Origin of the sequence: Enterococcus saigonensis (assembly GCF_011397115.1) — a bacterium.
Taxonomy (GTDB): Bacteria; Bacillota; Bacilli; order Lactobacillales; family Enterococcaceae; genus Enterococcus_C; species Enterococcus_C saigonensis.
In genome coordinates this window covers 1307501-1333445 of the sequence record NZ_AP022822.1, presented here as the reverse complement: position 1 = coordinate 1333445, position 25945 = coordinate 1307501, and the positions used below count along the sequence as shown (strand labels likewise).

General features: G+C 35.3%; 27 protein-coding genes and 1 pseudogene (1 of these 28 only partly in view). 3 read left to right on the top strand and 25 right to left on the bottom strand.

Annotated elements, in window-relative coordinates; all coding sequences use genetic code 11:
* Nucleotides 1–30: 30 nt before the first annotated feature.
* The 10 genes and pseudogenes from EsVE80_RS06295 to EsVE80_RS06255 all read right to left on the bottom strand — a co-directional run bounded on the left by EsVE80_RS06295 (nt 31) and on the right by EsVE80_RS06255 (nt 8216).
* A complete protein-coding gene (locus tag EsVE80_RS06295; protein ID WP_173102951.1) occupies nt 31–525 on the bottom strand; it encodes an ECF transporter S component in 495 nt (164 codons plus the stop codon).
* 54 nt (nt 526–579) lie between these two features.
* Nucleotides 580–1368 carry a hydroxymethylpyrimidine/phosphomethylpyrimidine kinase gene (locus tag EsVE80_RS06290; protein WP_173102950.1) on the bottom strand — a complete coding sequence of 263 codons (789 nt, stop codon included), beginning with the start codon at nt 1366–1368 and terminating at the stop codon, nt 580–582.
* Nucleotides 1369–1632: 264 nt separating this feature from the next.
* Complete coding sequence (locus tag EsVE80_RS06285) at nt 1633–2751, bottom strand: AI-2E family transporter (RefSeq protein WP_173102949.1); 1119 nt, start codon at nt 2749–2751, stop codon at nt 1633–1635.
* 176 nt (nt 2752–2927) lie between these two features.
* The gene (locus tag EsVE80_RS14060) at nt 2928–3887 is read right to left on the bottom strand and encodes a metal ABC transporter solute-binding protein, Zn/Mn family (protein ID WP_408639874.1); all 960 of its coding nucleotides are present in this window, start codon (nt 3885–3887) and stop codon (nt 2928–2930) included.
* Nucleotides 3861–4697: pseudogene (locus EsVE80_RS14055) on the bottom strand (metal ABC transporter permease subunit); the annotation flags it as partial. The gene EsVE80_RS14060 and the pseudogene EsVE80_RS14055, both read right to left, overlap by 27 nt.
* Nucleotides 4694–5413 carry a metal ABC transporter ATP-binding protein gene (locus EsVE80_RS06275; protein ID WP_173102947.1) on the bottom strand — a complete coding sequence of 240 codons (720 nt, stop codon included), beginning with the start codon at nt 5411–5413 and terminating at the stop codon, nt 4694–4696. The pseudogene EsVE80_RS14055 and the gene EsVE80_RS06275, both read right to left, overlap by 4 nt.
* Before the next feature lie 144 nt (nt 5414–5557).
* Nucleotides 5558–6418 carry a sce7725 family protein gene (locus EsVE80_RS06270; RefSeq protein ID WP_173102946.1) on the bottom strand — a complete coding sequence of 287 codons (861 nt, stop codon included), beginning with the start codon at nt 6416–6418 and terminating at the stop codon, nt 5558–5560.
* The gene (locus tag EsVE80_RS06265) at nt 6418–7089 is read right to left on the bottom strand and encodes a hypothetical protein (RefSeq protein WP_173102945.1); all 672 of its coding nucleotides are present in this window, start codon (nt 7087–7089) and stop codon (nt 6418–6420) included. The genes EsVE80_RS06270 and EsVE80_RS06265 overlap by 1 nt, the downstream gene beginning before the upstream one ends.
* A 131-nt stretch (nt 7090–7220) precedes the next feature.
* Nucleotides 7221–7565 (bottom strand): hypothetical protein, encoded by a 345-nt coding sequence (locus EsVE80_RS06260; protein ID WP_173102944.1) that lies wholly within the window; start codon nt 7563–7565, stop codon nt 7221–7223.
* Nucleotides 7566–7571: 6 nt separating this feature from the next.
* On the bottom strand, nt 7572–8216 hold the full coding sequence (locus EsVE80_RS06255; protein WP_197745913.1) for an endonuclease III domain-containing protein: 645 nt from the start codon (nt 8214–8216) through the stop codon (nt 7572–7574).
* Between the two features lie 70 nt (nt 8217–8286).
* On the opposite strand from EsVE80_RS06255, the gene EsVE80_RS06250 reads away from it, so the two are divergent.
* Nucleotides 8287–8853 (top strand): SOS response-associated peptidase, encoded by a 567-nt coding sequence (locus tag EsVE80_RS06250; RefSeq protein ID WP_173102942.1) that lies wholly within the window; start codon nt 8287–8289, stop codon nt 8851–8853.
* A gap of 54 nt (nt 8854–8907) precedes the next feature.
* Here EsVE80_RS06250 and EsVE80_RS06245 read toward each other — a convergent pair whose 3' ends face one another.
* The 12 genes from EsVE80_RS06245 to ahpC form a co-directional block, all read right to left on the bottom strand.
* The gene (locus tag EsVE80_RS06245; protein WP_173102941.1) at nt 8908–10263 is read right to left on the bottom strand and encodes a TrkH family potassium uptake protein; all 1356 of its coding nucleotides are present in this window, start codon (nt 10261–10263) and stop codon (nt 8908–8910) included.
* A 231-nt stretch (nt 10264–10494) separates the two neighbouring features.
* On the bottom strand, nt 10495–11130 hold the full coding sequence (locus EsVE80_RS06240) for a V-type ATP synthase subunit D (protein WP_173102940.1): 636 nt from the start codon (nt 11128–11130) through the stop codon (nt 10495–10497).
* A gap of 5 nt (nt 11131–11135) precedes the next feature.
* A complete protein-coding gene (locus tag EsVE80_RS06235; protein ID WP_173102939.1) occupies nt 11136–12512 on the bottom strand; it encodes a V-type ATP synthase subunit B in 1377 nt (458 codons plus the stop codon).
* Nucleotides 12505–14286 (bottom strand): V-type ATP synthase subunit A, encoded by a 1782-nt coding sequence (locus EsVE80_RS06230; RefSeq protein WP_173102938.1) that lies wholly within the window; start codon nt 14284–14286, stop codon nt 12505–12507. Before EsVE80_RS06230 ends, EsVE80_RS06235 begins: the two co-directional genes overlap by 8 nt.
* Nucleotides 14287–14300: 14 nt before the next feature.
* The gene (locus EsVE80_RS06225; protein ID WP_173102937.1) at nt 14301–14612 is read right to left on the bottom strand and encodes a V-type ATP synthase subunit F; all 312 of its coding nucleotides are present in this window, start codon (nt 14610–14612) and stop codon (nt 14301–14303) included.
* Entirely contained in the window at nt 14602–15594 is a 993-nt protein-coding gene (locus EsVE80_RS06220) for a V-type ATPase subunit (RefSeq protein WP_173102936.1), read from the bottom strand. Before EsVE80_RS06220 ends, EsVE80_RS06225 begins: the two co-directional genes overlap by 11 nt.
* A 50-nt stretch (nt 15595–15644) precedes the next feature.
* Complete coding sequence (locus EsVE80_RS06215; protein ID WP_173102935.1) at nt 15645–16241, bottom strand: hypothetical protein; 597 nt, start codon at nt 16239–16241, stop codon at nt 15645–15647.
* 27 nt (nt 16242–16268) lie between these two features.
* On the bottom strand, nt 16269–16739 hold the full coding sequence (locus tag EsVE80_RS06210) for a V-type ATP synthase subunit K (protein ID WP_173102934.1): 471 nt from the start codon (nt 16737–16739) through the stop codon (nt 16269–16271).
* Nucleotides 16736–18712: a V-type ATP synthase subunit I gene (locus tag EsVE80_RS06205; protein ID WP_173102933.1), complete on the bottom strand. Its 1977-nt coding sequence runs from the start codon at nt 18710–18712 to the stop codon at nt 16736–16738. Before EsVE80_RS06205 ends, EsVE80_RS06210 begins: the two co-directional genes overlap by 4 nt.
* On the bottom strand, nt 18702–19022 hold the full coding sequence (locus tag EsVE80_RS06200; protein ID WP_173102932.1) for a hypothetical protein: 321 nt from the start codon (nt 19020–19022) through the stop codon (nt 18702–18704). Before EsVE80_RS06200 ends, EsVE80_RS06205 begins: the two co-directional genes overlap by 11 nt.
* 315 nt (nt 19023–19337) lie before the next feature.
* Nucleotides 19338–20867, bottom strand: a complete 1530-nt coding sequence (gene ahpF, locus EsVE80_RS06195; RefSeq protein ID WP_173102931.1) for an alkyl hydroperoxide reductase subunit F — start codon at nt 20865–20867, stop codon at nt 19338–19340.
* Between the two features lie 126 nt (nt 20868–20993).
* Nucleotides 20994–21557 (bottom strand): alkyl hydroperoxide reductase subunit C, encoded by a 564-nt coding sequence (gene ahpC / locus EsVE80_RS06190; RefSeq protein ID WP_173102930.1) that lies wholly within the window; start codon nt 21555–21557, stop codon nt 20994–20996.
* Nucleotides 21558–21797: 240 nt separating this feature from the next.
* Here ahpC and EsVE80_RS06185 point away from each other — a divergent pair, with 240 nt between their 5' ends.
* On the top strand, nt 21798–22073 hold the full coding sequence (locus tag EsVE80_RS06185) for a hypothetical protein (protein WP_173104139.1): 276 nt from the start codon (nt 21798–21800) through the stop codon (nt 22071–22073).
* A gap of 91 nt (nt 22074–22164) precedes the next feature.
* Here EsVE80_RS06185 and EsVE80_RS06180 read toward each other — a convergent pair whose 3' ends face one another.
* Nucleotides 22165–22803 (bottom strand): thermonuclease family protein, encoded by a 639-nt coding sequence (locus EsVE80_RS06180; RefSeq protein WP_173102929.1) that lies wholly within the window; start codon nt 22801–22803, stop codon nt 22165–22167.
* A 267-nt stretch (nt 22804–23070) separates the two neighbouring features.
* Between EsVE80_RS06180 and EsVE80_RS06175 the strand changes: the two genes are divergently transcribed.
* A complete protein-coding gene (locus EsVE80_RS06175; RefSeq protein WP_173102928.1) occupies nt 23071–24411 on the top strand; it encodes an amino acid permease in 1341 nt (446 codons plus the stop codon).
* An 81-nt stretch (nt 24412–24492) separates the two neighbouring features.
* On the opposite strand, the gene EsVE80_RS06170 is transcribed toward EsVE80_RS06175, so the two are convergent.
* Both EsVE80_RS06170 and EsVE80_RS06165 read right to left on the bottom strand, forming a co-directional pair.
* On the bottom strand, nt 24493–25467 hold the full coding sequence (locus tag EsVE80_RS06170) for a hypothetical protein (protein WP_232061296.1): 975 nt from the start codon (nt 25465–25467) through the stop codon (nt 24493–24495).
* Nucleotides 25460–25945 carry the 3' portion of a viral A-type inclusion protein gene (locus tag EsVE80_RS06165; protein WP_173102927.1) on the bottom strand. The gene runs 384 nt beyond the window's last position, so 486 of the gene's 870 nt are visible here — the last part of the coding sequence; its start codon lies beyond the right edge, outside the window; its stop codon occupies nt 25460–25462. The genes EsVE80_RS06170 and EsVE80_RS06165 overlap by 8 nt, the downstream gene beginning before the upstream one ends.

Genomic DNA, 25945 nt, shown 5'->3' with positions numbered 1-25945 from the left:
TTATAAACTATTCTTTTTATTTGAACATTTTTAGTGGTTAAATTTCAAACGTTTTCCAGTTACTTTCTTTAACGTGGCAGTTATTGGTATGGCAACTATAACGCCAAAAGCGCTTTGAAAAAGATTGCTTGGCAGCGATGCAATTCCTGCGCCAAAACCGTACAATAAATCCGTTGCCAAAGCATAACCAATTACCATGACTAAAATACCCATAACTAATCCTAGTCCTTTTAAGGTTTTATTTTGTTTAAAAAAATAGCCAAATACAAATCCCTGTACCCCGTGTATAAGCAATGAAAAGACAATCCATTGCGGATAACCTGCTAACAAATCAATAAATCCACCACTAATAGCACCGACAAAAAATCCTGCTCCTGGTCCGAATAATAAACTTGTTATTGCAATTCCAGCATCACATAGCGTTACAATTCCATTTGTCCCTGGTATCGGAATAACTACAAGTAATGAAACTGCACTTGTTAAAGCTGCCAAAACAGCATATAAAGTTAGTTTTTTTATTGGCATAATTCTCTCTCCTGCTTCTTATCTTTTCTTTTTTTGTTTCTATTGTACGACTATTTATTCTGATAAATTATCAAAATAGACACTACCGAATTTTTCTGTCACTTTTACTCCCCTTTGTATACTTTTATAAACATATTTTTTTGCAAGATCCACAGCGCTTTCCATGGTATCAGTAACAAGTCCTGCCAAGACTGCCGCAGATAAACTACACCCTGCCCCATTGATTGTACGCGTACTAATTTTTGGCGCTTGATAATGTTTTACAATTTTTTCATCAGGTAAAGCTAGCAAGTCTGTCGCACTCTCCCCAATTAAGCGATTCCCACCTTTTAGTAAAACGGCGGTCTTATACTCGTCTCGTAATTGTATAGCGACATTTTTCATTTCGTCTAGACTGTTAATCTCTCTGCCACTCAATGTTTCTGCCTCAACCAAATTAGGTGTAACTAAAGTAGCAAGAGGTGCTAATTTATTACGAATCCCCGCCAACAGATCTGTTTCAATCGTTGAATCGCCTTCTTTAAAAGCTAATACGGGATCTAATACAAGCGGTACATTTGAATGAGATAATAAAAATTTTTGAATCAAAGGAATAAATTCAGGATTGGCGATTAAACCAATCTTAATCCCACTAAAACTCACATCTTCAACGCTTCTCAACTGCGCTACAAAAACTTCTTTTGGCACTGGGTGAATTTCCAACGTATTATCAACAAGGGTAACAATCGAAGTTAAGACAGATAAACCAAATGTATGGTAATTATTAAATGTTTTTAAGTCCGTTTGGATACCGCCACCGGAAAAAGGATCCGATCCACCAATTGTTAACATGATTTTCGTCATCGCTTTGTCCTCCTTATTGCTATAAAGTTTAGCAATAATTTTTTTTGCTGCCCACAACCAATTGGCATGATTTCAAACCAACCAATTAAAAAAATACCACCCAATTACATGGAGTGGTATAAGAACAATTATCCGACATATTTTTACTAAAGTTTCTCAAAAATAAAAACATCTGAAGATTTAGGTCTGCTTTTTTAACACAAAAGAATTGAGTGTTCAGACCTTTTGTAGATAATTAAAAATTTTTCAAAAAATCATTTTGAACTATTCTTCTGTTTCTTCAAGGTTCGTAGCTAAAGCTTCTGTTTTTTTGAGTAAATAAATTTTTCGGATATTAATAATTAGCGTTTTAATCACCGCGTAAACAGGAATACAAATTAACATTCCCATAATCCCTGAAACTCTTCCTGCGCCTAATAAGACTAAGATAATGGTAATTGGATGGACATTTAGCGATTTACCAAATAAAAGTGGCTTGATCACATTTCCGTCTAGTTGCTGAATAACCAAAATAGATAACGCCATATACAATGCTTGCCACGGAGAAATAAACATTCCGACAATAACAGCTGGTACTGCACCAATAAACGGACCAACATACGGAATTATATTGGTAATGCCGCAAATCAAAGCTAACAACAAAGAATAGGGCTGATTAAAAATAGTCATAGCAATAAAGCTCATGATCCCAATGATGAATGCATCTAAGACTGTACTGCTAATATAGGCAGAAAGTGTATCATTTAATTCACGAACAGTTTGTCTTAATTCCCTACGGATAGTCCGCGGGAAAAAATTTGATAGCGCATCTAAGAAACGGTGTCCATCTTTAAACATGAATAATAAAATAAAAGGCACTGTAAATAAGAGCACGAAAAATTTAGTTAAAACCGAAAATATGGAAGATAAACTAGAAGTAACGTTGACAATGACAAAATTGATAATCCGATTTATTGTAATATTGGCTGAATCCAATTGTTGCTCCAAATTAAAGTTTTTGAATTCATCTTGTTTGGCCAATTCATCTAACCATTTCACCAGTTCATCGGCATAAGTTGGTAATTGTTGCGTCAATTGAATAGTTTGTTCAATTAATTGCGGGATAACATTCATAGCAGCTAAAATAATAATAATTACTACAACAAAGAAAGAAAGTAAAAAGCCCCATACCCGCGACAAACCTCGCTTTTGTAAAAAATTAACTACGGGATCAAACATGTAATATAAAAAGCCTGCAACAAATAACGGCAATAATACTGCCCCTACCATTTTAAATACCGGAAGAAAAACTGCTGGCATCTGCCACAAAAAATAAACACCTACAATCACTAAAACTAGCTCGGCAGTCCAATAAAATAATTTTGAATTCTTAAACAATTCCATAACAAAACTCCTATTTAACGTGATAATTCTATTTTAGCATAACAATTTATGAAATCGTTTTTAAATTGGGAATTCTGTTAAAATTTTCGTTATTTTGCTAAAGATACATAAAAATTTCATAAAAAAGCAGCGAATGTCATCGCTGCTTTTTTATCGAAGAATTTCATTATTTTTTCTTATTGATTATTGGCTAAACCTGTGAAAATTGTTTCTATGTTATATTCCATCATGTTGTAATAGCTATCCCCCGGATTCCCCGGCTTAGCAATTGAGTCGGTAAAAATCTCTCCGTAAATTGGAATACCGCTATCTTTTGATACGCTTTGCATTGGTTTTTTATTAACCGAACTTTCCACAAAAAGCGCTTTAACCTCGGAAGCCTTTAACTTGTCAACTAATGAGGTAATTTGATCTGGTGTTCCCTCTTCTTCCGTATTGATTTCCCAAATATAAGCAGAAGGAATATTATATGCTTTAGAGAAATATTTGAAACAACCTTCGCTGGTTACAATTAATTTTTCATTCTTAGAAAGACTAGCAAACTGTTTTTTGGCTACTTTGTCTAAAGCGGTTAACTTTTCTTCATACTTAGATAAATTTTTTTCATAGATTGTTTTATTGACAGGGTCTTTTTCACTTAATGTTTTTGCAATATTTTTAGCATATAAAATTCCATTTTCGATATTTAGCCAAGCGTGGGGATCTTCCTTGCCGTGACCATCGCCTTCAAGGTAAATTACCTCAACACCGTCACTGACCGCAAAATAATCTTTATTTGGCTCTTTTTGTCCATTAACCATTAGTTTCGTAAACCAACCGTTACCGCCTGTCTCAAGATTCAACCCGTTGTAAAAAATTACATCTGCCTCTTGCGTTTTACGAACATCCTCAGCTAGAGGCTCATATTCATGGGGATCTTTTCCAACAGGAACGATGCTGTGGAGGATCACTTTGTCACCTGCGACTTCCCTTACCATATCCGCGATGATCGAATTCGTAGCTACGACAGAAATTTTTTCTTCACTGTCGCTTACTTGCGGTGTGCTAAATTGTCGGTAGCCGAAAAATCCAAGCCCGAAGATGACAATGGCTGCAATTATAGCATATATTTTTTGTTTCGCTTTTGTTTGTTCCATTTTTTTAGGGGATAGGAAAAAACCAATCAAAAACATCGTTGCGGCAGTTAGTACAATCGAAGAGCCAGCAGCAATATTAAAACTATACCCAATGAAAAGCCCAATTACAGAGGCTAAACCACCTAATGTTCCAGACAGTAATATCATATACTTTAAACGTTTAGTAAATAAATATGCTGTCGCTGCTGGTGTAATTAGCATCGCTACTACTAAAATCGTCCCTACACTTTGCATCGCAGTAACCGAGACCAACGTTAACATTAACATCAATAAGTAGTGGTAGACGTTTACTTTCATCCCAAATGCTTTAGCCATCATGGGATCAAATGATGTTAATAATAAAGGTCGATAAAAAATAATTAGTAGTAGTAAGACCAACGCAGAAATGCCAATCGTAATCCACTTATCACTATCTTGCACCGCCAGAACATTCCCAAATAAAATATGAAATAAATCAGTTGAACTATTAGCAATACCAATCAAAATCACACCTAAGGCTAGAAATGAACTAAACGTAATCCCGATTGCTGTATCACTTTTGACTGTACTGTTATTCGCAATATAGGTAATAATCAAACTTGCTAAAATGCCAAAAACGGCCGCACCAATAAAGAAGTTGATCCCTAAAATGTAAGATAACGCAACACCTGGTAAGACAGCATGAGAGATTGCATCTCCCATGAGTGACATACCTCGTAAAATAATGAAACAGCCAATTGCGCCAGCTACGATACCAATTACAATCGAAGTGATTAGTGCATTTTGTAAAAAATGGTAGTCCATCAATCCGTTAATAAAATGTACTATCATGCAAAATCACCTCCAACTAAAATAGAATCACCATAAGCCGCCTTTAAATAGTGAGGCGTAAATACTTCTTGAACTGTTCCGTAAACAATTTTTTGTTGCTTTAATAATAAAATTTCGTCAAAATACTCCGAAACCTTACTTAAATCATGATGAACAATAAAAATAGTTTTGCCTTGTTCCTTTAACTTGTGTAACAAACCCATAATAATCTGTTCGCTTGTTGCATCAATACCGACAAAAGGCTCATCCAAAAAAATCAAACTCGCGTCTTGTACTAATGTACGTGCAAGTAAGACCCGTTGAAATTGTCCCCCAGAAAGCTCACCAATTTGGCGTTTGGCAAAGTTTTGCATATCCACTGTTTCAAGTGCAGTCTTAACTTTCCCCCATTGATTCTTCATACTTGACCAAGGTTTTAAATGAGGATAAATCCCCAATGAAACTACTTCTGCTACTGTAATAGGAAACGTGTAGTCTATTGCACTTTTTTGTTCTACATAAGCGACTTCTTGCTGATTTTTCTGGAGTGGTTCATTTTTATACATGACCAAACCCGTTGCAGGAATTAACCCTAAGGCTGCTTTCAAAAAGGTCGATTTTCCTGCTCCATTTGGACCCAAAATACCTACGATGGTTGGCTTAGAAACTTCAAAACTAATGTTATCAACTGCAATTTGTTGGTTGTATGCCGCCGTTATATTTTCAAAACGAATCATTTATTTCACCTCGTCATTTAATTGTTTTAGGTGCGCCTAAATATAAAACTTTAATTTAGTATACCCAATTTTATATTTTTCGGCAAGCCTAACTTTTATGAAAATAAAAAATACGCAGTTGATAAACTACGTATCTAGCAAAAATTAATTTAATTTTCGGTCAAAAAAGCGACTCATCAACTCTAAATGATGCATAACACAAGCCTTACGCAAAACACCCATGCCTGGAAATTTTCCTTTAGCGTAAGCTTCCTTCAAAATTTTCAACCCTAACGTATCTTCGCTCTTAAACGCGTGAAACTGACTAACTTCTGTCATTACTGCTAAAAAACGGCTCGCAAAATCCGGTAATTCCTCAGGTGGAGAAACAAAATGATGGATTCTTAACTGCCCGTTTTCGGAAAAGTATACCAAATGCAATACAATTTCTTTTGCTGGATAGCTTTGTTCATAATAAAGACGACTGTCAATTGAAAAGTCGCTAAATCCTACAAACCCTCTTTTTAAATACGTCAAATGACTTGTAGTAAAAACTTCATCTGGTATTTCTCGATAAGCATTAGTTTTTAAGCGTAAAAAATTATCTTCCGAGACAATTTTTGGCCCCTTTATATGTTGCAACAAACGAAATTCCAAAGGGACAAGGATAGGTATTTCAAATTTAGGTAGATCAATGTCTTTTAATACTGCAGCACTTGGCGCAATCAACAATGGATATTGGCAAATGTCATTCAAAGAATTCGTAATAAAATGGGCTTTGCTGCTTTTTAACCGCTGTATTTTTTCTTGTCCTGCTAACGTTAGAAAATCACCAGCTTGTGGGTTGTCAATTAGAAAATAAGGTTGATTTGTCTTGTTAAATTGTTCTAATAATTTTACTAGTGCAGGATTATCTTTAACTGGTTCAATAACTGGACAAACAGCTGAACTTAATTTACCTACTTCGCTGAGTTGGCGTAAAGCTAATAAATCAAATTGTTTGCCACGAAAATATGGATAATACATTATTGCTCCTCCAACCAGCGTTGTTCAAGTGTAAAATACGCATCTCGCGTTGCATCTAACTCCTCTTTTAAAGCCTCAATTGCTTGGTTTTGTGTTTCTGCAATAAAACGATCGTAGTAATTGATGCCACCATTAAAGATATCATAATCTTTCTCCCGTCTTTTTAACTCTTTATAAAGTTGATCAGTACTAAATACGCGCAATCCACGTTCGGTTTGTTTTGCCTTGTTAACTTCTCGAGCTTGTGAGGTAATTAAATGATATAGAAGTTCATTTTCATTTACTTGTAAAGGTTGTCGTTGCGCCTTTTTTACAGTTTCAAAATATCCCGGTACATCGTATTGGCAATCAACTAGATACGGATGAAAGATAAGTACACCTACATGCGTTGGGATTTCTTCTTTGACTTTTTCATACAATGATTGGGGCAAAACAAAATAATTTAAATGGCCAACAAAAGACAATTTTGCTGTACTTTTAAAATCGGCTTTACTCACTTTCAATTCGTAACAACGCCATTCAAAAGTTTGATTTGGTAATATTTTACAAGACAAGGTATCAACGATTCCTTGGTCATCTGGCATCACGACTTCTTCAATTACCACGTCACCTTTTTGACGACAATGAAAATATAAAGCTTCTTCCATTGCCAAAGTTAGTGCTGTCTTCATAATATCCCTCATTCAATTAGTTATCCAACTACTAAAATTAGTCACGGAAGCGAATTTTATGCATTTATAAAATCAGCAGACTAAAAGTTGGTAATAACAATAGTATAGAACGTTTGTTCGTAAATGTGAAGTTAATGAACCCACAAAAAGTGAATATCCGCCAGAATGCTTTTGGCATCGCTTCTATCATTAAAAGATAAATAAATTGTCTCTGACTCAGTTGTTAAAGCAATCCTTTCTTTTGCTAAAGTTACTTGAACCTTAGCGGGCGTGTAAAAATTGTAGCTGAACTCGTCTAAGGACACATTAGGAATTACCAAATATAAGCCTTTTTGACTAATCAGACAAAATCGTTCATCTGTTGTTTCATTTAACAAAAATGTCATGAGCTCATCTGCATTCATAATTTCATCTGCATAAGCTTGTAACAAAAGAAATTGTTGTGTCTTTTTATAGACAGTAAAAAATGGATTCATAAATTTTTACTCCTGACGTAGATTAATTTTTTCATCATTTAAAAAACTGGTTTCAAAAGTATTTCTTTTTAAAAAAACTTTTCCAAATTCATCAATTAATCCATGAAATTCCTGCGCTTCTACTAAAGTAAATCGACTTAAATCAACAAGTTTTTTTAAAGATTGATAATTATGTAACTCTGGCGTACCAAGTTGAGTAAAAAGCCGTCTTGCGTAGGTGTCTGCTACAAAAACAGATACATCAAATACATAAAGCAATAAAACATCAGCCGTTTCTTCTCCAATTCCATGAAAAGAAAGCAATTTTTTTCTTAAACTTTTACCATAATAATTTTTAACTTTTAAAAAATTGCTATTAAATGGGATTAACCATGTGAAAATTTCGTGAATAGCCTGACTTTTACTTTTAAAAAATCCACTGGGACGAATTAATTCCTGCAAATTTTCTATTGATAAGGATGCGATTTGAGAACTAGAAAATCCTGTCACGGCTTTCAGATTTTTCAGCGAGATTGCGGCATTTTGCCAATTCGTATTTTGAACTAGAATGGCACCGAGTATAATTTCTTCTTTTGAATCAGCCGGCCACCAACCTTGCGGACCCATCTTTTGGAACATTTTCTGATATAATGCATATACCTGTTGCTTCAAATTATCACCCTTTTTTATTATAGCGCACTTGCGCATGAATGTATGAAACTGAGGTTAGGAGGCTTTTGTTATGTGTGGGCGCTATCTTTTTGACTTGCAGACACCAAAATTATTAAAATACTATCAGGAGTTACAACAATTGGGGAAATTTGGTGAAGTTGCCCCCAGTGAAAATGTCGTGACTCTTGCCATGGGCTCAGATGGCAAAATCCGATTAGGAGTTACACAGTGGGGATTTACGACACTGAAAAATAAGAATCGGATTATTAATGCTCGAAGTGAAACAGTAACGCAAAAACCATTATTTGCTGAAAGCTTTTATCAACGCCGCTGTGTGTTTCCGATGACAGGTTTTTTTGAATGGGACCAAAATAAAAATAAAATTCTATTCACACCGAAAGACGGCAATGAGATTTATGTTGGGGGTTTTTATCGATACCATAATGGCGTTTTAGAATCAGTTATTATGACAACTCAACCAACTGAAACAGTTGCAGCTATTCATGATCGTATGCCGTTAATTATCGAAAAAGGGGCAATTCGTTCCTGGTTAAGTGATATTCAATTTGCTGATAATTACCGCAAACAAACAATACAGTCAAAATTAAACATCCAAAAATGTATGCCAGAAAAATAAAGGTATACGTTTTTGGATGTTAGTTTACATATTCTTGTTATGTCAAACCTGCTGTTAACCAATTAAAACTGATTCTTCCGGGTACTTAAAGTGTTGCTCTTGCTGCCTTGACTTTGCAATTAGTGAGAATAATACGGTCATAATTCCAACTCTACCAATAAACATCAAGGAAATAATAATTATCTTACCTATTATACTAAGTTCAGGGGTTAGCCCCATTGTTAAACCAACTGTTCCAAAAGCTGAAACAACTTCAAAAACAATATACTCCAACCCTAAACCATCCACATCGGGAATTTTCTCGGTAATGGATAAGATCATCGTCGCAAAAATGCATAGCGTCAACGTAATAAAGAATAAAGTTAATGCTCTAAAAATAGCACTATTTGGAATAGTACGACCACTGAATTCGGCTTGATTTCGACCTTTCAAAATACTCTTCATTTGAATGAGTAAAACACCAAATGTTGTCGTCTTCAATCCTCCAGCAGTGGAGCCAGATGTTCCACCGATATACATTAAAACAATCGTTAAAATTAAGCCAGCATGGCTCATCTCAAAGTAGCTTACTGAGTAATAGCCTGCCGTACGTGGCGTTACTGCCATAAACATAGTATTAAATAGGCGTTGTAGCCAGTTACCCACCACTAAATTCTGCGCATTATGTTCCGTCAAATAAAATCCGAAAGTACCGAATATAAGCAGACTAGCTGTCATAGTTAATGCAATTTTGGAATGAATAGACAAACGCTTACGCGTATGATATTGCATAATATCATACCAGACTAAAAAGCCTAGACCCCCTGCAATAATTAAAGTCATGACAACAAAAAGGAGCCAGATATCTTGTTGATCATTTGCCAAGCTATCCCCTAACAGATCAAAACCAGCATTGCAAAAACTTGAAACAGAATGAAAAATACTAAACCAGATTCCTTTAATCCAACCATAGCGTGGCACAAAAGAAAAACTCAAAGCAAAAACACCCAATCCCTGAATAATGACAGATGTTAACAATATATAACGCATCAAGTTGACACCGCCATTCATCTGATCCAAATTAAGAGAATCTTTTAGGAGCATTCGAGTTCGCAAATTGATTTTCTTTTTAGCAATCATAAAAAAGAACACAGGCAGTGACATGAATCCCAGTCCACCTGTTTCAATCATGAGCAAAATAATGAGTTGACCAAATGGTGTCCAGTGCTGTGCAGTATTAACCGTAGTCAATCCGGTGACACAAGTTGCCGATGTCGCAGTAAACAAAGCGTCAATAAAAGGTGTAATTTCTCCTTGACGATTAGAGATTGGCAACATTAATAATAAAGCTCCACCAAAAATTACCGCTGCAAACCCCAGTGATATGAGCTGGGGGGTTGCTAAAGGAACTTTTTTATATCGTTTCAACAAACTTACCTCCATTTTACACGTTCTATCCTTTTTAATTAAAGTACTATTCGGATGCTTACCCTAGATTGTACCAGATAATAAAAAAACTGGGGAAAATTGTAGTGAATTTCCCCAGTTTTTTTGATATAGCAACGGCAAAAGCTATTCAGTATACAGATGAGTAAAAATCAAAGAAAATTCCAACAAGATAATTCTTTCATGCTATCAGAATAAATTTAAAGCACTATTTCATTATATACTGCGATTCATATTTTTAATTTTAATCATCCGCGTTACTTCAGAACGCTCATTTTCTTCTAGCTTCATTTTGATGTAATAAATTGTTTCCTCTAACTCTGGAATTGTCATATATTCTAATGCATTCACGCGACGTCTTGTTTTTTCAATTTCACTAGCCATCAACTGACAAGTCTTTTCAATCTCTGTCAAAGCTAAAAGCTGTGGTAACACGGTTGTAAAACGCTCAATAGCGTTATCTAAGGGAACGTTAGAATTAATGTAGCCATATTCTAACGGAGCCTCAAAAATATCTTCATCATAATGAAAATTCAAAACAGGGACTGCTACACTCATAATATTTTTTTGATCCATTTCCAGTTCTACCCGGGTAGCAGGTAAAATAAACAGTTCCTCAATAAAAGCTTCATTCAAAGTTGCATTAGCCAGGCGAAATGAACGCATCGCACTTTCCATCATTTTTTCAACTTTTTGGCGCAAGTGATTATTTTCTTTTATCATCAAAATAAAGCGGCGCATTAATTCATCTTGCTTATCTTTTAATAACTTATGTCCCCGTTTGGCTGTTGTCAGTTGTTTTTGCAATCGCGCTAATTCCATTCGGGTCGGATTAACATTTAAACGCGCCATTTAAACTACCCCTTTTCTGGCAAGTACTTTTCAATCATATCATCTTTAATACGTTTCAATTCAGTTTTTGGCAAAATACTCAATAATTGCCACCCTAAATCTAGTGTTTCAGTAATCGAACGATTTGTTTCATAACCTTGATTAACATATTCTGTTTCAAAACGTTCAGCAAATTTTGCATATATTTTATCAACTTCAGATAATGCAGAATCCCCTAAGACAACTGCTAGTTCTTTTGCCTGCTTTCCTTGAGCGTAGGCAGAAAACAACTGATTCATGGTTGCAGCATGATCTTCTCTCGTTTTACCAGCTCCAGTTCCTTTATCTTTAAGTCGAGATAAAGAAGGTAAGACATCAATTGGTGGCTTAATCCCGCTTTTATACAAGTCACGAGATAAAATAATTTGGCCTTCTGTAATATAACCGGTTAAATCGGGGATTGGGTGCGTTTTATCGTCTTCTGGCATAGTTAAAATTGGTATTTGGGTTACAGAACCTTTTAAGCCTTTGATTCTACCTGCACGTTCATACAATGTTGCCAAGTTGGTATATAAATAACCTGGGTAGCCACGTCGACCGGGAACTTCTCGCCGTGCTGCTGAAATTTCCCGTAACGCTTCACAGTAATTTGTCATATCAGTCATAATGACTAATACGTGCATTCCTTTTTCATATGCTAAATATTCAGCTGCAGTCAGCGCCATCCGTGGTGTCGCAATCCGTTCGATGGCAGGATCATTGGCTAAATTCATGAAAACAACCGACCGATCAATCGCACCAGTCTTACGAAAGTCCTCCATGAAATATTCTGCTTCTTCAAAAGTAATCCCAATGCCTGCAAAAACAACAGCAAAATCATCATCTGTATTGAGTACTGCAGCTTGTCTAGCGATTTGTGCCGCGAGTTCTTTATGGGGCAAGCCTGAACCAGAGAATACAGGCAGTTTTTGCCCTCGTACTAGTGTGTTCAAATGATCAATTGAAGAAATTCCAGTTTGAATGAATTCATCTGGATAATCTCTGGCCATCGGATTGATTACTTCACCATTTATATCTAACATTTTTTCAGGTAAAATTTCTGGTCCATTATCTTTGGGGCGACCTAAGCCATCAAAAGTCCGACCAATCATGTCCAGTGATACGCCTAATTGGAGTGGATGCCCCAAAAACCGAACGGCAGAATCCTTAAGATTAATACCACCAGTTCCTTCAAAAATCTGAACTAAAGCTTTATCTTCAGAAATTTCCAAAACTTGGCCTTTACGTAACTCTCCAGTTTGTAAACGTACTTCGATTAACTCTTCATACTTGACACCAGAGACCTTATCGACAGCCATCAAGGGGCCGACAACTTCGCCAATCGTTTTATACTCTTTAATCACGATTCATGCCCCCTTCTTGGATAATTGTTTTAATCGTTTCTTTTATTTCTTGTGCTAAATCATTAATTTTATCAAGTTCAGTTTCTGGTACATACTTCATACGGGCAATTTTATCACGCAATAATACTGTACCGCTCATAATTTCTGACAGGTACGAGCCCAATTCTAATGCTTTTTCTGCTTCTGTACCAAAGGTGAGAATATTAGAAAGCATTTGATATTGTTTTTCTCTTGAAGTGAATGTATCTATATCATCAAAAGCATTTTGCTGCAAGTAATCTTCGCGAATGGATTTGGTCACTTCTAATAATAACTGATCTTTTTCAGATAGTGAGTCAATTCCAACCAAACGCACAATTTCTTGTAATTCAGATTCCTTTTGGAGTTGACGCATGGCTTCGGTTACAAGTTCTGACCAAGGAACTTGTAACTCTTGATCTAAGTAATTCCCAACTTCCGTGTCATATAAAGAATAGCTTTTAAGCCAGTCAATCGACGGAAAATGGCGTTTTTGTGCCAAAGTAGAATCCAATCCCCAGAAAACCTTCACAACACGTAGCGTATTTTGTGTCACTGGCTCTGAAACATCTCCACCAGACGGGGAGACAGCACTAATAGCAGTAATGCTTCCCTCGCGACCTTCTTGCCCTAAAGCAATTACTTTTCCTGCTCGTTCATAATATTCTGCCAGTCGGGAACCTAGATAAGCTGGGTAACCTTCATCCCCTGGCATTTCCTCTAGCCGACCAGACATTTCACGTAAAGCCTCTGCCCAACGTGAGGTGGAATCTGCCATAATAGCTACCGAATAACCCATATCCCGGAAGTATTCGGCAATGGTGATACCAGTATAAATTGAAGCTTCTCTCGCTGCTACAGGCATATTTGATGTATTTGCAATTAAAATTGTTCGTTCCATCAAAGATTCTCCCGTATTAGGGTCAATTAACTCTGGAAATTCGTTCATTACATCTGTCATTTCATTGCCTCGTTCACCGCACCCAACATAAACAACTAAATCTACATCTGCCCATTTGGCAATTTGGTGTTGGACGACGGTTTTACCTGCACCAAACGGGCCAGGAACTGCCGCAGCTCCCCCTTTTGTCACAGGAAAAAAAGTGTCAATAACACGTTGGCCTGTAATCATTGGTGCCTGCGGATTCATTTTTTCTTTTACCGGTCTGGCACGGCGTACTGGCCATTTTTGTAACATAGTGAATTCTTTATCACCTGTTTTTGTTTCTAATCTATAAATAACGTCGTCTAACGTAAATTCGCCGGATTTAATTTCCTTTACTCTACCGGAAACTCCGTGAGGTACCATTATTTTATGGGTAATAATTTTTGTTTCTTGTACTGTTCCAATAATATCGCCAGTTGAAACAAAAGTATCTACTGCAACACTGGCTTGAAAATTCCATTTTTTCGTGTGATCTAAGGCTGGTAGCTGGACGCCCCGCGTTAAAAAATTACTCTTTGTTTGGGCCATAAAAACATCCAACGGGCGTTGAATACCATCAAACATTTGCGAAATGATTCCTGGCCCCAATTCTACTGACAAAGCTTCTCCAGTAGAACGAACAGGTTCTCCAGGACCAATACCAGCAGTTTCTTCATAAACCTGAATAGAGGCAATATCGCCTCGCATTTCGATAATTTCACCAACTACACCAAGACTACCTACAAAACAAATATCTTGGATGCTGGCTTCACTCATATTTTCGGCCATTACTAACGGGCCAGATACTTTGATTATCTTGCCAACTTGCACGATCTTTAGCTCCTTTACAAAATGTTTTGTCCGACTGCTTTTTCAACATTGTCTTGAATCATTTGACGTCCAATTCCTAACGTCCCATCATGATTTGGAATCAATACCACTGACAATTTTGGATTTGATTTATGCCGATTGATTTCTTCTTCAATTGCTTTGCCACAAACTTCTGTTAAATAAATAACACCATACCCTTCAGATGCCATTTGTCGAAACGCTTGTAAAACAGCCTCTTTTTTCGTATCTGAGAAGACAGTGAATCCAAACAATTTAAAAGGTAACACGGACGCTTTATCTCCGATTACACCAATTTTATATGTCATAGGTCATCCGCATCCTTTCTTTAATTTGTTCATTTGTAAAGCCACTTTTCTTACCAGTAATAATTAGGCGCAAATTTTTGGTCTCGACTTCTTTGGCATTCAAATAGGCCAATAGCGGTAAGGGGCCAAATGCTTCTGTTTGTGCCGATGCAAACAACTCTGTCAGCCGATTATCCTTAATCTTATCTAATTGGGAAAAATCAATTTCATCACCACGAAGAGCAGGAGATAAAAGATCACCATATTCCGTCGTCAAAAGATAATCTCGCAAAGATGAAACGTCTTTTTGGGCAAAATCCAAATATGTTTCTTTTGGAATACTACCCGAGCTCGATAAAACTGCAGTTAAAAAGGCTTGTGTACGTTTTTGTAAAAGACAGCGTAATGCAGTGATAATATTGGTTAAATCAATAAACACAACGATTTCTTTTAATAATTCTGGATAGCCTATTTCTTCTCCCAAACGTCGTTGTTCTTTTAAAAAACGACGATCGTAAATGACATCTATCCCTTGTAAAATAGCAGATTCAGCCAAGTATGCCTTAACTTCATGGATGCTCTTTAAGATTGAAGGCGGCAATACCGCAGATTTCCCCGTTTCAATCGCATGTTTTAACTCATCTAGGTCATAAAAACCATCGGGTAAATATAAATGATCGTAATTTTCACCGATGTAATATGCTTTTGTTAAGACCTTTAAATTATGCAAAGTAAAACGCATCGTAAAGATAAAAACAACTTCTGGTTTTGGGGCTCTTTCTACTAGTTCGCTATAACTTGCTAACAATTCCTGATTCAAAACAGCATCAAAATTATTGGGGAAATCTTCTGTGATATATTTACCATAGACCGTACCCATTAATAGTTCTTTTATCTTTGGCAAGTCAGATGCAATTAACTGCTCATAAAAATTAGGAGCTAAAATTTCTGTTTCTTTCAAGCGAACGTAAGGATTCAGTTGATGATATAAATCTTGTTTCATAAACGCGCTCCTTGTCATAAAATCAAACTTTCTTTCAAAGCTACTTTTCTTTATATTTCAAACAACATATTTGAAATAGTGCTGCTATTTGATGTTTTGATTTCATTGAGTAGGTCTTGGTATAAAAAGTTATACTGTACCCCTTCATCATCAATGACAAATCCATAAGAATCTGCCGGAATTTCTCCGCCATAAACCAATTCATAATCTAGTTTTTCATTCAAATGGGCTAACCATTCAGTTGAATAGCTTGATTTTGGCATAGAATGTGATGGTTTAAAAAGAACTTTCTTTCCTTTTTCCAAAGATAACTGTTCTAAACAAGTAGCTGCAAAATCTCGTATTTCTTCATTTTGCCAAGCTTGCATTTTGTTATAGGCTTCTGCAAATACTTGACTTAAATAATTTTGTTTTGCCATCAATGTTTCTTGTTTTACTTCCATCTGTTGCCGCGCATGAAGTTGTTTGTATTTGATGTTTTGATTTTTTTGTAATTGTGCTGTTAATTTTTCATCTTCAGCTTCGATCATCATTTTACGTTGTAGAAAATCAGCATCAATTTGTGCTAGTTGTTCTGATTTATAGGCAGTGCGTTTCGTTGCTGCTGCTTGGTCTATTTGTTCAATAATTTTCGTAATTGCATCCATAGCTTTGCCTCCTTCTACTATTAGAAATTAGATGCTACCTAAAAGTAAAAATGAGATAACAAAACCTAAAATGGCATACATTTCAACCATTACTGCAAACATAACTCCTTTAAAGAAGTGTTCTGGTTTTTTTGCTAAAATTTGAATACCAGCAGCAGCAACTTTCCCTTGGGCAATGCCAGAAAATAGACCAGTAAAAGCAACGGGTAAAGAAGCCATAAGATAAGCCATTCCATTTACGATTGACATGTCAGCAGATAAACTTCCATAAATCATAAAAGCAATAACAAAACCATATAGCCCTTGGGTCCCTGGTAGTAATTGTAAGATTAAAGCCTGTCCAAATTTTTCTGGTTGACTTGTCGTTAAAGCTGCAGCGGCTTCACCTGTTAGGCCTACTCCTTTTGATGAACCAATTCCTGAAAAAATCGTTGCAATCCCCATTCCGATAATTGCAAAAATCATACCACCTTGGTTGTTAATTAAAAAATCAATCATTTGTTCTTTCCTCCATTTTCTTCTTTAAAGTTGACATATTTTTCGGTCGGTTTAAACGTTTTAAATGCACGCCCGCCGCCATTATAAAATTTCCCAAAAAATTCGACGTATTGTAAGCGGGCCGCATGAACATAAGCACTAAGCAAGGATAAAAAAATATTTAAACCTTGTAAAGCTACAATTAAAACAGCCCCAGCTGTAAAGCGGGCTGCAGGCGGCATATAGCCCACTAACATGTTAAAAGCAGCGGCAATACTCCCACCAGAAATTCCTAACGCCATTAAGCGGCTATAGCTGACAAAATCGCCAATATAACTGGTTACACCATAAAGTTCATACAAACCCATGAAAAAGCCGCCAACTTTTGATTTACCAGTAATTGCTGGAATTAAAAGAACGCAAATTGCACCAATTGCAGCTACTACAATTCCTAGGATAAAAAGTGCTTCTGATACAAATACCATTTTCCCAGCAGCGGCAATAATAATTCCAGCCAAGATTGCTTGCCAAGAAAAACCTTGATTTACAGCTTGCAAATAATCTCTTTTTTTAATGTTTTCTTTTGCTGCTAAGAATAATCCCGTAAATAATTGTATTCCACCAAAAATCATTGAAATGCCAAAAATCGCCATGAAATCTTTGGAAGGAGATAATAGATAAATTGGCAATTCTGCCCCAAAGCAGCTCCCATAAATTAGACCCCAAATAATCGTTGAGATTGATAAATATTGAAACAATTTCATAAAGCGAGTAACACCTTTACTTAAGGTAATTCTCTTTAGTGCAAGCGTTGTAACTAAAAGCATTAATACTCCATAGCCCAAATCGGCCACCATCATGCCAAAAAAAACAAAGTAAAACGGTGCTAACCACGGTGTAGGATCAATTTCTTGATATTGTGGCAGACTATACATTTCTGTGAGCATTTCAAAAGGCTTGACCAGTCCAATATTTTTCAATTTAGTTGGTGTTTTTAATGCTTCAATCTCAACTTCTGTTGGATCAGCATACGTATAATAAATCTCATGGTTAGGAAAATAGGTTTTTAACTGGTCTTCAAATTGCCGGCAATCACTAACAGCTAACCAACCAGATAAGACAACAAGATTATCAGAATTGATTAATCCTGTTTTAATTATCTCCCGTTCTTTTTTGGCCAAGATAACCTCTTCTGCCAATTGTAAGTGTGCAATTTCTTTTTTTTGTTGACCAATTTCTACTACTAATTTTTTTTCTTCTTTAGAAAGTTCAGCTAACTGAGCCTTTGCTTCTTGTAAAACTTGTTTAGGTAGTTTATTAAACGAATTAACTTCTTCTTTTACACCGTGCTTTTGTAGTAATGCTTGTACACTTTTTTGCTCACACGTTAAGTAAATTAAAGCAAAACCGGTGACCTGCTTTTCGGTAAAAATATTCTCAACATACAGACTATCATTTTCTTTAACTTCACTTAAAAAATCTAACCAAGTCTTATCTTCTAAAGTACCTAATAGCAATTGAATGTTGGCTGCCTCATCTGCAGTGTATGCATCGAGACTTTGCCATAATGTTCCCCACTGTTCTTTTTCTAAATTTTCTTTTTTTGCTTCTTCCATTTTAGACCAACGATATTGTAAATCTGACAACTGATCTAAACGCGACTGTAATTTTTCTTCGTCAAATTCATTTTCAAAAGTCAAAAAATCAAGTGTTTGACGCTTTAATTCAGTCGTTTTTTCTTTTGCATTTCCGTGATTTTTCACAAACCGGATGGCCGTTTCAATTTGCTGTAATAACTTTTCATATTTTTGTAATTTTTCTTGCGAAAATTGCAATCCATTTGGAAAATAATACTTAATCCAAGCCTGATTTTCTTCATCTGAAACTAAATCTGTAATTTCAATAGTCTGAAGTGCTTGGAGAAGTTGGAGTAATTTTTCTTGTTGTGATTTTTCTAAAATTAAGGAAATCTTTTTTACTGCTTCAACTGCCATAAGTCTCCAGCACCCTTTCTATAATGAAAGTGGCGACTTTTTCATGACGCTCTTTATAAAGCGCGGTAAATGTCGCTTCTTCTTCTTTAGCAGCAGCTAATAGTGTCTCTTTTTCACTTTTTAATGCAGCTTTGGCAATTTTTTCTGCTGCATCAGTTTTTTGTTGACGTTTTGTTTTAAGACTATCTTGCAATAGCCGTAATTCGGTTTCCTTTTGTTCAGTGTATTCTTGTAAATCTTTTTGTAATTTTTTTTGTAAAGCTTCATTTTTTAATTCAGCTGCTTTAATTTTATCTAAAGCTTCTTTCAATTGATTTCCTCCTTTGCACGTGAACCTGAAAAATTTTCAATCACTCGAAAAACTTTTAGCTTTCAAATTAACTTGATATTAATAAAAAAAACGCACTTCAAATATATTGAAGTACGTTTAAAAAAGCACTTCAAAAATGCTCTTCTCACCCCTTGAAGAACGCGATCCTTGAAGTCTTTGACTCAACCATTACAAAATATGGAAAAAATATTACTCATTTATGATAACAAACCCTGATAAAAAAAGCTATGTCTTTACAAAAAATTCACAACTTTTTTAGCTATAAAAAATTATGACATTCCTATTTCATTCGTATTAGCCTTGACGAATCAAATAGTCAAAAGCTCCTAATGCAGCAGTTGCGCCTGATCCCATAGCGATGATAATTTGCTTATAGCGACTATCCGTGCAGTCTCCAGCGGCAAAAATTCCTGCTACGTTTGTCGCGCCATCTGCAGCAGTAATAACTTCTTTGCGATTATTTAAAGCAATCGGAGTATTCTCCAACCACTTCGTATTTGGTTGTAATCCAATTAAAATAAATGTTCCAGCCACAGAAATACTTTCTTTTTCACCTGTTTCACGCTTACGATAAGTTAAGCTTTCCACTCTATCTGTTCCGGTAATGCTTGTTGTCTCAGCATTTAAGATAACTGTTACATTTTCAATTCCTGCTAATCGTTCTTGTAAGATTTTATCTGCCTTTAGTTCCGGTAAAAATTCAAGTACATAAACATGGCGACAGATGCCAGCTAAATCAATAGCTGCCTCAATACCAGAATTTCCACCCCCGATAACCGCTACATCTTTGCCAGCAAATAATGGACCGTCACAATGTGGGCAATAAGCTACCCCTTTATTTTTAAATTCATCTTCACCTGGAATACCTAAATTTTTCCAATGTGCTCCAGTTGCTAAAATGACAGCCTTACTTTGAATATTTGCGCCATTTTCTAAATTAACAGTCACTAAGTCATCTTTTTGAATACTCGTTGCAACTTCACCACTGATTAAATCTACATCATATTCTTCGACGTGTTGTTTCACCTCGGCCATAAATTTAGTGCCTTGAGTTTTAGGCGTGCCAATAATATTTTCAATGGATAAAGTTTCCAATACTTGTCCCCCAAATTCATTAGCCAACAACCCCGTTTTAATACCTTTACGTGCAGCATAAATTGCGGCGCTAGCACCAGCAGGACCGCCTCCTACTACCAAAATATCAAAAGGATCTCTATTTTTAAATTCTTTTTTTTCATTGGTTGGAATTTTCTTTAATAATTGTGTCAGAGTCCCTCTACCACTTGAAAATTCTACGCCATTTAAAAAGACTGTCGGGACTGCTAAAATATTTTTTGCTTCTACTTCTTCTTTAAAGGTTCCGCCTTCAATCATCGTATGACGAATATTAGGGTTTAAAACAGCCATAATATTTAATGCTTGAACAACATCCGGACAGTTTTGACACGTCAAACTAATAAACGTTTCAAAGTGTAAGGGGTCGTTAATCGCTTCAATTTGCTTATAATCCTCTTCAGAAATTTTTGGAACACGACCACTAACTTGTAAAACAGCTAAAATGAATGAAGCAAACTCATGTCCTAAAGGTAATCCAGCAAAAATAATGCCACTGGCGTAATCTGGTCGATCAACTGCAAATTGCGGTTTTCGTGTACCTGTTACTTCTTCTAAGGTTAATAGGTGCGACAATGCTGTAACTTCTAACAAAAATTCTCTCATCTTATCAGAATTCTCATCCGTGCCTAAACTAGCCCGAAAAACGACTGGGCCTTCTAGCATTGTCAAATATTGTTTTAACTGCTGAATCGTATTATTATCTAACAATTTTTTTCTCCTTTAAATAAAAACCGTCAATCTTCACAAGCCGACAGCAAACAGTGTTGGTAATTGCAAAGGATGACGGCAATATTTTTCTTAATTCGATGCTTACTATAAACACATAAAGACTACTTAAATTTTACCAACTAAATCAAAACTTGGTGTCAAAGTTTCGCCACTTTCTTTCCATTTTGCCGGACAAACTTCTCCTGGATGCGTACGTACGTATTGAGCTGCACGAATTTTATCCACTAAAGTACTTGCGTCACGGCCAATACCGTCAGCATTAATTTCTACTGCTTGGACAATCCCATCTGGGTCAATGATAAAAGTACCACGTTGCGCTAATCCTTCAGCTTCGTCTAAGACATCAAACATTTCAGCAATTTTATGACTAGGATCCCCAATCATATAGTATTTGATTTTACCAATTGCTTCTGATGTTTCATGCCATGCTTTATGGGTAAAGTGAGTGTCTGTTGAACAAGAATAGACTTCTACATTTAAAGATTGTAATGTTTCATATTGTTCTTGCAAATCCTCTAATTCTGTTGGACAGACAAAAGTAAAATCAGCAGGATAAAAACACAAAACACTCCATTTTCCCTTAAAGTTTTCTGCTGATACTGCCACAAATTCACTATTATGATATGCTTGTGCGCTGAATTCTGTAACTTCTTTTCCAATCATTGACATTGTTTTCCCTCCAGTGATTTATTGAGAATATACTTTACTAATTGAAAATAAGCCCTTTGTAAAAACCATTTACTAAGGAATTACTAATTATCAATTTATAATAACTATAATCTAAAAAGATAGGAATGTGAACCTTTTCTTGCAAAAAGATGTATTATTTTTTTCCATATTGATAATAAGTGTTTATTTATACTCCCTTTTGTGAATGGTGGTACTATGTATATGAAGGGATTGATAATCATGGCATTAACAATTAAACAAGCGGAAGATTATTTGACAAATCACGTATCAGGAATCACAGTAATGGATATTACAGTGGAGTATCCGGACCAAAAAGAAGTCCTTTATATTGAAGGGGAAAAAGATTACTACTTTTTTATTAACTCAGATAATACTTATCTTTTTACTGATGGGCAAAAAAACGAAAAAGCTTTTTCACATGGAGACTCAGAAAATCCTATGACAGAAGAAGAATTCTTAGATAAGATGGTAAGAGTCATTTTAGCAGAAGAGTAAAAGGAAAAAAGCCCCAAGTCGATTTGACTTGAGGCTTTTTATTAAGACCATCTCCAGTTTTATTTGAATTATTTACTCTCATTTTTTAAAACTAACGCACATTATATTGATAATAACCATTATTCTTTTTGCTAATATAGTTTTTTTCGTGCCAAACGCCAAGGCTTTTTTGTTGTGCAAAATTTTGAGCCTTCATCAACTCATCGACATAACTATCGCCACCCACATTCACGTAACGCACAATGCCCAGTCCTGCTTTTAATAATGCTATTTGTAGCATTTCATCTCCAGTATATACATAGGCTAAGTAACGTCCGTATTTATCTTTTACTTGTCCTTTATCAAAAACGATACTAACATCTTCGTTTTTAAGTTTGTTTTTAGTAAAAGAACTCGCTTCTTTACCAAACGGTTGGATAGGCAAATCTGGTTTAACACTTTCGGGGGTATCCACCATCAAAAGCCGTAATTTGAACTCTTTGTTATGAATATAAAATGCGAAGGTGTCCCCGTCTACATTGCGAATATTTTCCACAGCAATTTTTTTCAAACGAGGCGGATCGTCTAAATTGACCTTCTCGATTGAAAGTACTGAAGGAGCTATTCCATTACTATGTTGCGTGTGTTGTTGTGGCGCATTTTTTTCTGTTGTTGGTAGTATTCCTGTGACTTGCAAAATAAAAAGCAGCAAGACCGCCAAAATACCGCTAAAGCTAATTTTTTTCTTCATCTTTTCCCCTTTTATAAAAGTCATATTTGGAAACATTTGCAAGGACAAACAGAACTCGCAATTTCTACAGTCAAACTTAGCTTAACTTGATTTAGCCAAACGCGTTTTTATTATGCCCTAATATTCCATTTAGAACAACTGAAAGAAAATTTTGAAAAATTTATATAATTTTTTGTTGAAATTTTCAGAATATTCAAGTATGATACTGTTTGTTCTTTAAAAATTTGGCTATTGTTATTTTACATAGCTTTTAAGATAGGTGAAAAAATGGAAAATAAATTACAAAAAAAGATGCATTCTCGCCACGTAACAATGTTGGCTTTAGGAGGTGCAATCGGAGCTGGGTTATTTAAAGGCAGCGGCGAAGCAATCAATCTAGCTGGTCCTTCTGTTATTCTTGCCTTCTTTTTAGGGGGACTATTATTATTTAGCATCATGAATGCAGTAGGGACTCTAGCTGTTAAAAACAGCCATGCTCAAAGTTTATCAGGTGTAGTCGCACCTTATATCGGTTCTTTTTCGGCCTATTTTACCGATTGGTTGTATTGGACGATGTGGATGATTAATATTGTTGCTGAAGCTGTTGCAGCAGCGAGCTTTATGCAATTGTGGTTTCCAAACACTCCTGCTTGGATTTTTATATTAATCATTTCCCTACTAACTACTATGATTAATTTTTTATCGGTTAAAATCTTTGCCGAAACTGAATTTTGGTTAACAATGGGAAAGATCAGTGTTGTTGTTTTACTAATTATTTTTGCCAGTTACTTGGTGATTAGTAGAATTTTTCACGATGGACTTGTACCAACGATGAGCGCACTAACTAATCATGGTGGATTTTTTCCCCATAAAGTTCAAGGGTTATTAAATTCATTACTACTAGTTGTTTATTCTTATGGTGGGACAGAACTGGTCATCATTGCAATGGGAGAAACAGAAGATCCGGCTAAATCAATTCCTAAAGCGATTCGTAGCGTCTTATTTCGCATTATTGCTTTTTATATTGTACCAATGTTTTTACTACTCATAATCTATCCTTGGCAGACCTTAGCCAATTCCAATGCCAGTCCTTTTGTCTTAGTGTTTGAAAAAATGCAAATTCCATTTGCTGCTGATCTGGTCAACTTAGTCATTGTATTTGCTTTGTTTTCTTCAATTAACTCTGGCATTTATGCATCATCACGAATTTTGCATTTACAACTTTCTAAAACAAAAAAATTCAGTAAATATATGCAATTGAATAAGCATGGTGTGCCCAACAGAGCTGTTATGTTTTCAACTGGAATGCTCTATGTTGGTGTTTTATTATCTTATGTATTTGGCGAGTCTCTTTTTAATTATTTAGTTGGTTCTCTTTCTTATACAGTTCTTTTAATTTGGTTACTGCTGTGTTTAGCATATTTTTGTTATTTACGGAAAAACGCTGGCTCTTTGTTTAAAAGAACTATCAATCTCGTAACTTTATTAAGTTTGACTGCCATCTTGATTGCAATTTTGTCTACTAGTAATTTAATAGTTACCCAAGTGACAGTTATTATGTATAGTATAATTGTAGCATCATATTTTTTTCAAAATCGTAAAAGTATTTCTAAACCTGCGCTAGATTAGTTTTAATAATAAAAGAATCCAAGAATAAAAGCACCTCTTCTTATAATCTGAGGCTAATCGCTTTTATTCTTGGTTTTTTTATTATTTTCGCACTAATAAAGGCACTAAAAAAGAATAACTCGTAAAAAAGTCCAGTAAGGATCTACGCCGTTTATTAGAATCAATGAATAATGCTGTTTTGTTATTATCATCTGGATAGATAGCAACTTTTTGTTCTTGATCTAATAAGACTTCATAGTGACTGGTATCTAGTTTTTCAAAATCGAAATCTTCATTTTCCATTGTAATGATGAAAATTTCATCAAGAACATTCGCAGTCATCGGGTAACTAGTCTCTAGTTCAACATGTAATTTTTGTGTGTTATCCAAAAGTGTCGCAGCAACTTCAAAGTCTAACCTTCGAAAATGTTGTAGTAATAAATTAATATCATAATTTACGAGTGACAACTGACTTTTTGAAAATACTTTGTCGGCATACCATAAATGAATTAGACGTAATACCTCTTCATCGTTAACTATAACCTTCATCTCTTGCACGTTAACAGTTACTAGTGGCATAAATTCAGAAGCAAAACGCGAATCTACAGGATTAATTTTAAAACTAAAAACTAAATTTTGGTTATTATCTAAATAATATCGAACCAAAAAATGTTTCGTCTCCCATAAATCATAACTATTTTCTGCCGGTTTTAAACCTACTGAGTGTAATGGATTTAAAAGTTCATAAGAAAAATATTCTAATAGAATCTTTTTTGCAATTACAGATATTTCTTTTTGTGGAAGAATCAAACGCCGAAACTCTGCTAGTAACTCTTCAAAATCAGCCTCCATTAATGCTTTACGTAATTTTAAATCAGCTAATTCTTTTTCTGAAGCTGCAATTAACAATACAATTTCATTGTGATCGTTTGCTTTATTTTTTTGGTAAGCTTCTGCTTCTGTAGTTTTTGGTAACTCTGTAGTCAATTTTTCCTCCACTTCTAATGATTGATTGGAATTATTAGCTACTGGAACCGTTAACGATTCTTGGGATAAAGGATCTCTATTTTCAGTCATTCTCTTTGCCTCCTTTATTTAAATATTCTGCTATAAAATTTGCTAGTTGTTTTTGTAAGACCTCTAAATCACCGAAATATCGTTTAATCTGTCGGAATTCTTTTATAACTAAGGCGCGATTTAATCTCAATTGCTGGTATTTAATTTCCAATACTTCTTTTTGTTGAAGTGTTTTTTCTCGTTCTTCTACAAATGGTAACCACTTGGCGCGTTGAGCAGATAGTTCTTCTTTTTGCTTAAGAAGAGTTTCTAACTCTTCATCTGTTTTTCCACGGTTGAAAAAACTTTTGTTATTTTCAATTGCTTTTTCTTTTTGAATAAGCTCTTTAAGTTTTTCATCAAGTTTTTCAATTTGCATTTTTGCTGTAATTGCATTTGCCGTCAACTGATCGATTTCCTGTTCGATTTTCTTCATTGGACTCTCATGATCGCTAATGAAGCTTTCCCATTCACTATCAATTTTAGGAATAATAAAAAT

What these genes read in the sequence shown, in the direction of transcription:
- EsVE80_RS06285 (WP_173102949.1), bottom strand. Translation starts at nt 2,751, where the DNA reads ATGGAATTGTTTAAGAATTCAAAATTATTTTATTGGACTGCCGAGCTA.
- EsVE80_RS06210 (WP_173102934.1), bottom strand. Translation starts at nt 16,739, where the DNA reads ATGATTGATTTTTTAATTAACAACCAAGGTGGTATGATTTTTGCAATT.
- EsVE80_RS06225 (WP_173102937.1), bottom strand. Translation starts at nt 14,612, where the DNA reads ATGACATATAAAATTGGTGTAATCGGAGATAAAGCGTCCGTGTTACCT.
- ahpC (WP_173102930.1), bottom strand. Translation starts at nt 21,557, where the DNA reads ATGTCAATGATTGGAAAAGAAGTTACAGAATTCAGCGCACAAGCATAT.
- EsVE80_RS06175 (WP_173102928.1), top strand. Translation starts at nt 23,071, where the DNA reads ATGGAAAATAAATTACAAAAAAAGATGCATTCTCGCCACGTAACAATG.
- EsVE80_RS14060 (WP_408639874.1), bottom strand. Translation starts at nt 3,887, where the DNA reads ATGGAACAAACAAAAGCGAAACAAAAAATATATGCTATAATTGCAGCC.
- EsVE80_RS06180 (WP_173102929.1), bottom strand. Translation starts at nt 22,803, where the DNA reads ATGAAGAAAAAAATTAGCTTTAGCGGTATTTTGGCGGTCTTGCTGCTT.
- EsVE80_RS06295 (WP_173102951.1), bottom strand. Translation starts at nt 525, where the DNA reads ATGCCAATAAAAAAACTAACTTTATATGCTGTTTTGGCAGCTTTAACA.
- EsVE80_RS06260 (WP_173102944.1), bottom strand. Translation starts at nt 7,565, where the DNA reads ATGAATCCATTTTTTACTGTCTATAAAAAGACACAACAATTTCTTTTG.
- EsVE80_RS06290 (WP_173102950.1), bottom strand. Translation starts at nt 1,368, where the DNA reads ATGACGAAAATCATGTTAACAATTGGTGGATCGGATCCTTTTTCCGGT.
- EsVE80_RS06270 (WP_173102946.1), bottom strand. Translation starts at nt 6,418, where the DNA reads ATGTATTATCCATATTTTCGTGGCAAACAATTTGATTTATTAGCTTTA.
- EsVE80_RS06185 (WP_173104139.1), top strand. Translation starts at nt 21,798, where the DNA reads ATGGCATTAACAATTAAACAAGCGGAAGATTATTTGACAAATCACGTA.
- EsVE80_RS06275 (WP_173102947.1), bottom strand. Translation starts at nt 5,413, where the DNA reads ATGATTCGTTTTGAAAATATAACGGCGGCATACAACCAACAAATTGCA.
- EsVE80_RS06265 (WP_173102945.1), bottom strand. Translation starts at nt 7,089, where the DNA reads ATGAAGACAGCACTAACTTTGGCAATGGAAGAAGCTTTATATTTTCAT.
- EsVE80_RS06240 (WP_173102940.1), bottom strand. Translation starts at nt 11,130, where the DNA reads ATGGCGCGTTTAAATGTTAATCCGACCCGAATGGAATTAGCGCGATTG.
- EsVE80_RS06215 (WP_173102935.1), bottom strand. Translation starts at nt 16,241, where the DNA reads ATGGATGCAATTACGAAAATTATTGAACAAATAGACCAAGCAGCAGCA.
- EsVE80_RS06220 (WP_173102936.1), bottom strand. Translation starts at nt 15,594, where the DNA reads ATGAAACAAGATTTATATCATCAACTGAATCCTTACGTTCGCTTGAAA.
- EsVE80_RS06250 (WP_173102942.1), top strand. Translation starts at nt 8,287, where the DNA reads ATGTGTGGGCGCTATCTTTTTGACTTGCAGACACCAAAATTATTAAAA.
- EsVE80_RS06205 (WP_173102933.1), bottom strand. Translation starts at nt 18,712, where the DNA reads ATGGCAGTTGAAGCAGTAAAAAAGATTTCCTTAATTTTAGAAAAATCA.
- EsVE80_RS06170 (WP_232061296.1), bottom strand. Translation starts at nt 25,467, where the DNA reads ATGACTGAAAATAGAGATCCTTTATCCCAAGAATCGTTAACGGTTCCA.